Below are 10,335 nucleotides of genomic sequence, written 5' to 3'. Positions count from 1 at the left end.
GTTACATTCCGAACCCGGAAGCTAAGCCTCATAGCGCCGATGGTACTGCAGGGGGGACCCTGTGGGAGAGTAGGACGCCGCCGAACAATTCTTCTAGAGAAGCCCCCGCCGGGTGAACCGGACGGGGGCTTCTCTGTTGTATGGTCAACGTGCATTGTCGTCACACGGTTCAGGAGGCCCCCGGGTGGAGGTCCAGGAGACGCGGGTCCAGACCGATCGCGTCCTCACCATCCCCAACCTGCTCAGCATGGGCCGGCTGGTCGGCGTTCCGATCTTTCTCTGGCTCATTCTCTGGCCGGTCTTCGACGGCCCGAAGAACGACGGTTGGGCCCTGTTGATCCTGATGCTGAGCGGCATCAGCGACTATCTGGACGGAAAGCTCGCGCGGCGGTGGGGGCAGATCAGCCGGGTGGGGCAGCTGCTCGATCCGCTGGCGGACCGGCTCTACATTTTCTCCACGCTCGTCGGGCTGACCTGGCGCGGGATTCTGCCCTGGTGGGTGACGGCCATTCTGGTGGCGCGCGACCTGTTCATCAGCGTTCTCCTACCGATTCTCAACCGGCACGGTTACGGACCGCTCCAGGTGAGTTTCCTCGGTAAGGCCGCGACCTTCAATCTGATGTACGCGTTTCCGCTTCTCCTGCTCGGTCAGTTGGACAGCTGGATCGCGCGGCCGGCAGAGGTCGTGAGCTGGGCGTTCATCTGGTGGGGGACCGTTCTGTACTGGTGGGCTGCCATTCTTTACGCGGTTCAGGCGCGGCAGATCGTCCGGTCGTCCACGGCGGGTACCGCGTCCACTGGCTGAGACGTGATCTGAGAGAAGTCCCACGCCGGGTCGGTGCGTCGGACGATACCTTTCGGGTAGAGAACCCTCTGGAACGGTTTGATGGACCTGAAGGTCCACCACCGCGAAGGAGGACTCACCCGTAATGAAAGCCGTTGTAATGGCAGGGGGCGAGGGAACCCGACTCCGCCCGATGACCTCCAGCATGCCGAAGCCGCTGCTTCCGGTCGCGAATATGCCGATCATGGAGCACGTGCTTCGGCTGCTGAAGCGGCACGGCCTCTCCGACACCGTCGTCACCGTCCAGTTCCTGGCGTCACTGGTCAAGAACTACTTCGGTGACGGCGAGGAACTGGGCATGCATCTCACGTACGCCCACGAGGAGACGCCACTCGGCACTGCGGGGAGTGTCAAGAACGCCGAGGACGCGTTGAAGGACGATTCCTTTCTGGTGATCTCCGGTGACGCTCTGACGGACTTCAATCTCACTGAACTGATCGACTTTCACCGCAGTAAGAACGCACTGGTCACCGTCTGTCTGACCCGGGTGCCGAATCCGCTGGAGTTCGGCATCACGATCACCGACGACGAGGGGAGGGTCGAGCGCTTCCTCGAGAAGCCGACCTGGGGGCAGGTCTTCTCCGACACGGTGAACACCGGCATCTACGTGATGGAGCCCGAGGTCTTCGACTACGTCGCGGCCGGCGAGTCCGTCGACTGGTCGAGCGACGTCTTCCCCCAGCTGTTGAAGGAGGGCAAGGGCGTCTACGGGTACGTCGCCGAGGGCTACTGGGAGGACGTGGGCACCCACGAGAGCTACGGCAAGGCCCAGGCGGACGTCCTGGAGGGCAAGGTCGAGGTCGAGCTCGACGGGTTCGAGATCTCGCCGGGCGTCTGGGTGGCCGAGGGCGCGGAGGTGGACCCGGAGGCGGTGTTGCGCGGGCCGCTGTACATCGGGGACTACGCCAAGGTCGAGGCCGGGGTCGAGATCCGCGAGCACACGGTCCTGGGCAGCAACGTGGTCGTCAAGCGCGGGGCCTTCCTGCACCGGGCGGTGGTGCACGACAACGTCTACGTCGGGCCGCAGAGCAACCTGCGCGGGTGCGTGGTCGGCAAGAACACCGACGTGATGCGGGCCGCGCGGATCGAGGACGGCGCGGTGATCGGGGACGAGTGCCTGGTCGGCGAGGAGTCGATCATCGGGGCCAACGTCCGGGTCTACCCGTTCAAGACGATCGAGGCCGGCGCCGTGGTGAACACCTCGGTGATCTGGGAGTCCCGGGGCCAGGAGCACCTCTTCGGCGTCCGTGGCGTCTCGGGCATCCTGAACGTCGAGATCACCCCCGAGCTGGCCGTACGGCTGGCGGGCGCGTACGCCACGACCTTGAAGAAGGGGGCCACCGTCACCATTGCGCGTGACCACTCGCGTGGTGCGCGTGCACTCAAACGGGCGATGATCTCGGCCCTCCAGACCTCGGCGATCGACGTCCGCGACCTGGAGAACGTGCCGATGCCGGTCGCCCGGCAGCACACGGCGCGCGGGAGCGCGGGCGGGATCTTCCTGCGGACCACCCCGGGCGTGCCGGACTCGCTGGACATCCTCTTCTTCGACGAGCGGGGCGCGGACCTCTCTCAGGCCGGGCAGCGCAAGCTGGACCGCGTCTATGCCCGCCAGGAGTTCCGCCGGGCCTTCCCCGGGGAGATCGGCGACCTGACCTTCCCGTCGAGCGTCTTCGACTCCTACGCAGGGAACCTGCTGCGGACGGTGGACACCACCGGCGTCCGCGAGGCCGGGCTCAAGGTGGTCGTGGACACCGCGCACGGCAGCGCCGGGCTCGTTCTGCCGAGCATCCTCGGCCGGCTCGGGGTGGAGGCGCTGTCCGTCTCCAGCGGGCTGGACGAGGCGCGGCCGACGGAGGACGCGGAGACGCGCCGGGCCGGGCTGGCCAGGCTGGGCGAGCTGGTGGCCTCCTCGCGCGCGGCCTTCGGCGTCCGGTTCGACCCGGTCGGCGAGCGGGTCGCGTTCGTGGACGAGCTGGGCCGGGTGATCGACGACGACCGGGCGCTGCTGGTGCTGCTGGACCTGGTCGCCGCCGAGCGGCGCAGCGGGCAGGTGGCGCTGCCGGTGACGACCACGCGGATCGCCGAGCAGGTCGCCGCGTACCACGGCACCCAGGTGATCTGGACGACCACGACGCCGGACGACCTGGCGAAGGCGGCCTCCGCCGAGGGCACGGTGTTCGGCGGGGACGGGCGCGGCGGCTTCGTCGTCCCGGAGTTCAGCGGGGTCCTGGACGGCGCCGCGGCGTTCGTACGGCTGGTGGGCCTGGTGGCACGCACGCAGCTGACGCTGAGCCAGATCGACGCGCGCATCCCGCAGGCGCACATCCGGCGGCGGGACATCGCGACGCCGTGGGCGGCCAAGGGCATGGTGATGCGCTCGGTCGTCGAGGCGGCGGGGAGCCGTCAGCTGGACACGACGGACGGCGTGCGGGTGGTCGAGGCGGACGGGCGCTGGACGCTGGTGCTGCCGGACCCGGCCGAGGCGGTCACCCACCTGTGGGCGGAGGGGCCGGACGACGAGGCCACCGAGGCGCTGCTGGACGAGTGGGCGGCGGTGGTCGACGGCGCGGGGCGGTGATCCCGGCGACGGCCGACGGAACGGTCTGACCGGCGGGGCGCGCGGCTCGGTTCGCGCGCCCCGCTGTCCGTTTTCACCTCATTCGGAATGGTCCGTCACTTTCCGGCGTGTGCCCAGCTCAGGGGGCGTGCACGGGCCCGATCGCCGCCATGGGACGATGGTCGGCATGCCAGCGACGCCGACGCCGAGTGCCCCGAACGGACGGTACAACCGCCCGGACGCCTCGATGTCCCTGCTGACCAACGTGATGGACCACAGCCTGGACGAGGGCTACGCGGAGGCGGCCGCCGCGCGGGGCGCCGGGCAGGACGGCCGGATACCCAGGACGGCCCGGGGGCTGCTGACACTGGGCGCCGGGTTGGCGCTGGTGGGGACGGTCGTCACGGTCGGCGCGGTGAACGCGCACAAGGCGGAGCCCTCGCTGGCCAAGGAGCGCGACGCGCTGATCAGCCGGATCAACGACAGCAACGGCTCGGCGGACCACCTCCAGAAGCAGGTCCAGGACCTGCGGCGCAAGGTCGACAGCACCCAGCAGCAGGCGCTCGCCTCGGGGAGCGGGGACGCCGCGACGCTGGCCGGATCGGTGGGCCTGGGCGAGGTGGAGGGCCCGGGGCTGAAGCTCGTCCTGGAGGACGCGCCGGGCACCGGCGGCGGGGGGAACGTGGACCCGCGGGCCGGGCAGGGCTTCTCCAACAGCGGGCGGCTGCGCGACCGCGACATCCAGCTGGTCGTCAACGGGCTCTGGGGCGCCGGTGTCGAGGCCGTCTCGATCAACGGCCAGCGGCTGACCGCGCTCTCCGCGATCCGCGCCGCCGGTGAGGCCGTCCTCGTGGACAACCGGCCGCTCGTGCCGCCGTACACCGTCCTCGCGATCGGGGACGGGCCGAAGGTGATGCCCGCCTTCGAGAGCGGGATGGCGGGGCAGTACCTGCGGATCCTCCAGGAGAAGTACGGCATCAAGTCGACGCTCTCCGTGCAGAAGAGCCTGTCGCTGCCGGCGGCGGTCGGCGTGACGCTGCGGACGGCGCAGCCGGTCACGCCCGAGCCGACGCCCACGACGAGCCCCTCGGCAGCCCCGAGCGACACGCAGTCGGCGGCGCCCGGAACCTCGCCGAGCCCCGGTGCGTCCGTCTCACCGTCGGCGAGTGCGACCGGTGGGCGCCGAACGCCCGGTGGCTCCGGGAAGACCACCACAGCCCACACAGGGACAGGAGCAGCTAGACCGTGATTGCCGTACTGGGTCTCGTGATCGGGGTGGTCGTCGGACTCTTCGTCCAGCCCGAGGTGCCGGACGCCGTCGTGCCGTACCTGCCGATCGCGGTGGTGGCGGCGCTGGACGCCGTGTTCGGCGGTGTCCGGGCGATGCTGGACGGGATCTTCAACGACAAGGTGTTCATCGTCTCGTTCCTGTCGAACGTGGTGGTCGCGGCCCTGATCGTGTTCCTCGGCGACCAGCTGGGCGTCGGCTCGCAGCTGTCCACCGGGGTGGTCGTCGTCCTCGGCATCCGCATCTTCTCCAACGCGGCCGCGATCCGGCGCCATGTCTTCCGTGCCTGAGGCGGGCCGCGTGGAGGCGGAGGAGAAGAAGGGGAGGGGCGCCGAGCCGGAGGCATCCGAGAAGGCGGTGGAGGAGCCGGCGCAGGACGCCGTGGCCGAGCCGTCGACGGAGGCCGAGCCCGACGCCGGGGCGGCGGAGCAGGCGGAGGAGCAGGCTGAGGAGGGCGCCGCCGAGGAGGCGGAGGAGCCCGCCGGGGAGCCCGGGGCGGCGGCGGAGAAGTCTGACGCCAAGGCTGAGCCTGAGACCGAGGAGCCCGCGGAGCCGGTGGAGGAGCCGACGCCCGAGCCGACGGCCGAGGCGGATGCGGCACCCGAGGCAGCACCCGCGGCGGAGCCCGAGCCGGAGGCGGAGGCCGACCCCGCGGCGGACCGGCTCGCCGGTCGGCGGCGGCTGAAGGCGGCCCTGTGGCCCCCGCGGCTGTCGCGCGGTCAGCTGGTGGTGGCGCTGCTGCTGTTCTCGCTCGGCCTTGGCCTGGCGATCCAGGTGCGCTCGACCAACGACCACCACAGCCAGCTGCGCGGCGCCCGTCAGGAGGACCTGGTCCGCATCCTCGACGAACTGGACAGCCGTCAGCAGCGTCTCCAACAGGAGAAGGCGGAGTTGGAGCAGTCCCTGGGGAAGCTGGAGAACAGCTCGAACCAGGCCAAGGAGGCCCAGGAGCAGACCAGGAAGAAGGCGACGGAGTTGGGCGTGCTCGCCGGCACCGTCAAAGCCACTGGTCCGGGCATCGTACTCACTGTCGATGATCCCCAAGGGCAGGTGAAGGCGGATATGCTGCTGGACACCCTGCAGGAACTTCGAGCGGCGGGGGCGGAGGCGATTCAGATCAACGATGTGCGCGTGGTGGTCAGCACCTACTTCACCGACGTGTCGGGCGGAGGCGTGCAGATCGACGGGAAGAAGGTCTCCCAGCCCTACCGGTTCACCGTCGTCGGGAACCCGCAGGACCTGACGCCCGCGCTGAACATCCCGGGAGGGGTCGTCCGCACGCTGGAGAACAACCAGGCGCGGGCGACGATCACCCAGCAGCAGAAGGTGGTCGTGGACGCCGTGGTGGACCCGAAGTCGCCGCAGTACGCCAAACCGGCCACGAAGTGACGCGGCGCCCGTCGAACGGCCCGTCACGTGCGGGCGGCACCCGGTGCGGGGTTCCGCCGTCGCGTGGGCGAGACTGGTCCGTACCGGTGCTCGGGAGAGCGCAGGGACGCACCGGAGCACCAAGCGCAGCACCAACAGTCGGAGTACCACTCCAGCAGGCTCCGGCCCCAGCCGGTCCCACAGCCTGTCCGAGGTTCTCACCCTGCCCCGCGGGCGGGTCTGTCACACGCAAGGGGATTCGCCCGTGAGTTTCTTCTCGAAGTTGTTCGGTCGCAACAAGGGTCGTGACGCGGCCGCCGTCGAGGCGCCCACCGCACGGCACCGCCGGCCGGAGGACGAGCCCGCCGTGCCGGGGATGCGCCCGGCCCCCGAGGCGGCGCCGTACGGCGGCCAGCCGATGTTCCGCGACGGGGCCGCCGCGCAGTACGCGGGGAATCCCGCGGGCTACGGCGCGTCGGTTGACCCCTCCGGCGACCCGCGCATAGGTTTCCCGTCAGGACCCTCAACCTCTGGTGGAGGGTTTGCACCGGACCCGTACGCCGGGCACAACCCGTCGGGTGTGCCGCGCCAGGAGGCTGTGAACATGGCTGGCCCCACTCCGTGCCCCAGGTGCGGCAACCAGAACCCTGCCGCGGCCCGCTTCTGTTCCAACTGCGGTACCGCGCTGCGCGGCGGGCTGCTGCCGGAGGGGGCGGCGGAGACCACCTCGACCATCTCGATCTCCGGCCTGGAGTCCTACGACCCCAACACCACGACCGGCACCGGCGCCACGCCGGCCCTGTCGGCCGAGGTGCTGTCGGCGATCGACGCCCTGCCGCCGGGCTCGGCCCTGCTGATCGTCCAGCGAGGTCCGAACTCGGGCAGCCGCTTCCTGCTGGACTCGGACGTGACCACGGCGGGCCGCCACCCGCAGGGCGACATCTTCCTGGACGACGTGACCGTGTCGCGCCGCCACGTGGAGTTCCGCCGCACGCCGGGCGGCTTCAGCGTGGCCGACGTGGGCAGCCTGAACGGCACCTACGTCAACCGGGAGCGGATCGACGAGGTCCCGCTGAACAACGGCGACGAGGTGCAGATCGGCAAGTACCGGCTGGTGTTCTTCGCCGGCCACAACCGGGGGTACTGAAACCAACGTCGGCAGGAGCCCGAGTGAGTACGAATCCCCCCTCCTCTTCTCTCGGGGCGGCCGCCCCCGCGTCGTCCTCCGGTCCGCAGTCGGACCGGGGCGGGCGCGGGGTGGTCGCGGGTCCCAGGCAGCCGGTCCGTCCGGAACGGCCGGGCGGGCGGCGGCGCGGCGGTGACGAACTGCTGAGCATCGGCGCGGTGCTGGCCTTCCTGCGCGACGACTTCCCCGAGGTGACCATCTCCAAGATCCGCTTCCTGGAGGCGGAGGGCCTGGTCGAGCCCCAGCGCACGCCCTCGGGGTACCGCAAGTTCAGCCCGTCCGACGTCGAGCGGCTGGCGTACGTCCTGCGGATGCAGCGGGACCACTACCTGCCGCTGCGGGTCATCCGCGAGCACCTGGACGCGATCGAGCGGGGCGAGGCCCCGCCCGCGCTGCCGGCGGCGGCCGACACCCGGCCCGGGCCGATGGAGGAGGCGGACCGGGAGCTCGTCGCCTCGGCCGACGCGGCCACGGGGGTCCGCCTCGGGCGGGCCGAGCTGCTGGCCGCCGCCGAGGCCGGGGAGGGCGACCTGGCGGAGTGGGAGTCGTACGGGCTGGTCGCGCCCGGGCCGGACGGCGGGTACGACGGCGAGGCGCTGCAGGTGGCCCGGCTGGTCGCGGAGCTCGGCCGGTACGGGCTGGAGCCGCGGCACCTGAGGGCCATGAAGGCGGCGGCGGACCGGGAGATCGCGCTGGTCGACCAGGTGGTGGCACCCCTGCGCCGGCACCGCAACCCGCAGACCAGGGCGCACGCGGAGGCCACCGCGAGGGAACTGGCGACGCTGTCGGTGCGGCTGCACGCGGCAATGGTCCAGGCCGGTCTGCGCGGCCGGGGATAGCGGTCGCGCCGACGGGGCACCGCGCTGACCAGCGGCGTCGGCCCTGCGCTTTCATATCCGGGGTCGGAGCCATAGGGTTGCCTGTGTGAATGAGCTCGACGTCGTGGGTGTCCGGGTGGAGATGCCGTCCAGCCAGCCGATCGTGCTGCTGCGGGAGGTCGGGGGAGACCGCTACCTGCCGATCTGGATCGGCCCCGGCGAGGCGACCGCGATCGCCTTCGCCCAGCAGGGCATGACTCCGGTGCGCCCGCTGACGCACGACCTGTTCAAGGACGTCCTCGAAGCACTCGGTCAGCAGTTGACCGAGGTGCGGATCACCGACCTGCGCGAGGGTGTGTTCTACGCCGAGCTGGTCTTCGCCGGCGGGGTCGAGGTCAGTGCCCGTCCGTCCGACGCCATAGCGCTGGCCCTGCGCACCGGGACGCCGATCTACGGCAGCGAGGAGGTGCTCGCCGAGGCGGGCATCGCGATCCCGGACGAGCAGGAGGACGAGGTCGAGAAGTTCCGCGAGTTCCTCGACCAGGTGTCGCCCGAGGACTTCGGGGGCAGTGGTCCGCAGTAGCGCGGACGGGGCGGGCGGCGGTCGCGCTCGCCGGTTTTGCCAAAAGCCGTCCACCTACCCACACTAGGGGCACGAAAAACCACTCTCCTGAGTGATGTGGTTTGTCCGGCTCGGCGTGGCGATCGTTGACGGGTCATAGGGGACTGCCTACCGTCGTCAGGAGTGGCTGTCCGGGTGGCCGATGCCCGCAGTCGGGTTGCCCGCAGCACGAGTGGACGGAGGTAGGCATGACCAGCACCGGCGATGACGCGGCCGTGGGAGGCCTGTGCGCCGTACACGTGCCGCGCACCGCTCGCACCGTGGCCGACATGCCCAGGGTGGGCAGGTTCCCCGCCGTGCAGCCGGGCCAGCCGGCGATCGAACGACTCGCACCGACCTCCGAACTGATCGGTTTCCGGGGGCCGACGGCCTGTGCGGCGGCCGGCATCACGTACCGCCAACTGGACTACTGGGCCCGCACGGGGCTGCTGGAGCCGAGCGTGCGGACGGCGTACCCGGCGACCAGCCAGCGGCTCTACAGCTTCCGTGACGTCCTGCTGCTGAAGATCGTCAAGCGGCTGCTGGACGCCGGGGTCTCGCTGCAGAACATCCGGGTGGCCGTCGCCCACCTCCAGGCGGCGGAGCAGGGCGACCTGGCCGGGCTGACGCTGATGTGCGACGGCGCGACGGTGTACGAGTGCACCACGCCCCAGCAGGTGGTCGACCTGCTGAAGAGCGGTCAGGGGGTGTTCGGCATCGCGGTCGGGGCCGTCTGGCAGGAACTGGAGCGGACCCTCGGGCGGTTGCACGCCGAGCGGACGGACACCGGCGAGACGCTGGTGGGCCAGGACCCGGGCGACGAGCTCGCGCAGCGCCGCAACCGGGCGGTCTGAGGACGCGTCACACGAGGCCGCGGGCCCGGACGGGGAACCGTCCGGGCCCGCGGCCTCGTCGTTCGTCCGGTGAGGCGATCGAGGGAGGGCGTGTGAGGGGCGGCACCGGGATGCTGGACCTGCTGCGGCGCAGGGCCGGGCTGATACGGGTACGGCTGCGCGAGCGGCGGGCGCAGCGCAGGCTGTTCCAGCTGGTGACGGTGCTGTGCTCGCTGGCGCTGGCGCCCAGCGCCTGGCTGTGGTTCGCGGCGGGGGACCGGGTGGGCACGGTGGAGAGCGCGCCGTCCGCGCCGGTCGCGGTGGTCTTCGGCGCCGGGCTGGACCAGGGGCGGCCGTCGCCGTACCTGGAGCACCGGCTGGTGGCCGCGCTGGACCTGTACCGGGCGGGGAAGGTGCAGGCGATCCTGGTGACGGGGGACAACGGGCGGGTCGAGTACGACGAGCCGGACGCGATGTACCGCTACCTGACGGAGCACGGGGTGCCCGGGTCGCGGGTGGTGCGGGACTACGCGGGCTTCGACACCTGGAACTCCTGCACCCGGGCGCACCGGATCTTCGGGGTGGACCGGGCGGTGCTGGTGAGCCAGGACTTCCACGTCCGGCGGGCGCTGGCGCTGTGCGAGGCGGCGGGCATCCGCTCGTACGCCGTCGGGGTGCCGGAGTGGCACGACGAGACCTGGCTGTACGGCGGGCTGCGCGAGGTGGCCGGGGCGGGGAAGGCGGCGGTGAACGCGCTGCTGCGGCCGGACCCGGAGTTCCTCGGGCCGAAGGAGGACGGCATCCCGAAGGCGCTGGCGGAGGCCGCGGGCCGGTAGC

General features: G+C 71.2%; 10 protein-coding genes and 1 rRNA gene. All 11 read left to right on the top strand.

Going from position 1 to position 10,335, the window contains the following annotated elements:
• A 5S ribosomal RNA gene (gene rrf, locus ACIRRS_RS20425) occupies positions 1-86 on the top strand; the annotation flags it as partial.
• Positions 87-184: 98 nt separating this feature from the next.
• Positions 185-805, top strand: a complete 621-nt coding sequence (gene pgsA / locus ACIRRS_RS20420; RefSeq protein ID WP_402972506.1) for a CDP-diacylglycerol--glycerol-3-phosphate 3-phosphatidyltransferase — start codon at positions 185-187, stop codon at positions 803-805.
• A 124-nt stretch (positions 806-929) separates the two neighbouring features.
• Positions 930-3,425 carry a sugar phosphate nucleotidyltransferase gene (locus tag ACIRRS_RS20415; protein WP_402972505.1) on the top strand — a complete coding sequence of 832 codons (2,496 nt, stop codon included), beginning with the start codon at positions 930-932 and terminating at the stop codon, positions 3,423-3,425.
• Between the two features lie 166 nt (positions 3,426-3,591).
• Positions 3,592-4,653: a DUF881 domain-containing protein gene (locus ACIRRS_RS20410; protein ID WP_402972503.1), complete on the top strand. Its 1,062-nt coding sequence runs from the start codon at positions 3,592-3,594 to the stop codon at positions 4,651-4,653.
• Complete coding sequence (locus ACIRRS_RS20405; protein ID WP_030062488.1) at positions 4,650-4,982, top strand: small basic family protein; 333 nt, start codon at positions 4,650-4,652, stop codon at positions 4,980-4,982. Before ACIRRS_RS20410 ends, ACIRRS_RS20405 begins: the two co-directional genes overlap by 4 nt.
• Positions 4,966-6,081 carry a DUF881 domain-containing protein gene (locus ACIRRS_RS20400; protein ID WP_402972501.1) on the top strand — a complete coding sequence of 372 codons (1,116 nt, stop codon included), beginning with the start codon at positions 4,966-4,968 and terminating at the stop codon, positions 6,079-6,081. The genes ACIRRS_RS20405 and ACIRRS_RS20400 overlap by 17 nt, the downstream gene beginning before the upstream one ends.
• Before the next feature lie 583 nt (positions 6,082-6,664).
• The gene (locus ACIRRS_RS20395) at positions 6,665-7,207 is read left to right on the top strand and encodes an FHA domain-containing protein (protein ID WP_402972500.1); all 543 of its coding nucleotides are present in this window, start codon (positions 6,665-6,667) and stop codon (positions 7,205-7,207) included.
• Between the two features lie 182 nt (positions 7,208-7,389).
• On the top strand, positions 7,390-8,085 hold the full coding sequence (locus tag ACIRRS_RS20390; protein WP_402972525.1) for a MerR family transcriptional regulator: 696 nt from the start codon (positions 7,390-7,392) through the stop codon (positions 8,083-8,085).
• A gap of 85 nt (positions 8,086-8,170) precedes the next feature.
• Positions 8,171-8,647 (top strand): bifunctional nuclease family protein, encoded by a 477-nt coding sequence (locus ACIRRS_RS20385; protein WP_402972498.1) that lies wholly within the window; start codon positions 8,171-8,173, stop codon positions 8,645-8,647.
• Positions 8,648-8,874: 227 nt separating this feature from the next.
• Positions 8,875-9,519, top strand: coding sequence for a MerR family transcriptional regulator (locus ACIRRS_RS20380; RefSeq protein WP_402972496.1), 645 nt, complete (start codon positions 8,875-8,877; stop codon positions 9,517-9,519).
• 110 nt (positions 9,520-9,629) lie between these two features.
• On the top strand, positions 9,630-10,334 hold the full coding sequence (locus ACIRRS_RS20375) for a vancomycin high temperature exclusion protein (protein ID WP_402972523.1): 705 nt from the start codon (positions 9,630-9,632) through the stop codon (positions 10,332-10,334).
• The last annotated feature ends 1 nt before the right edge of the window (position 10,335 follow it).

Source organism: Kitasatospora sp. NPDC101183 (assembly GCF_044767945.1).
Classification (GTDB): domain Bacteria; phylum Actinomycetota; class Actinomycetes; order Streptomycetales; family Streptomycetaceae; genus Kitasatospora.
Note: the sequence above shows the minus strand (reverse complement) of the source record. Positions and strands in the feature narration are given on the sequence as shown.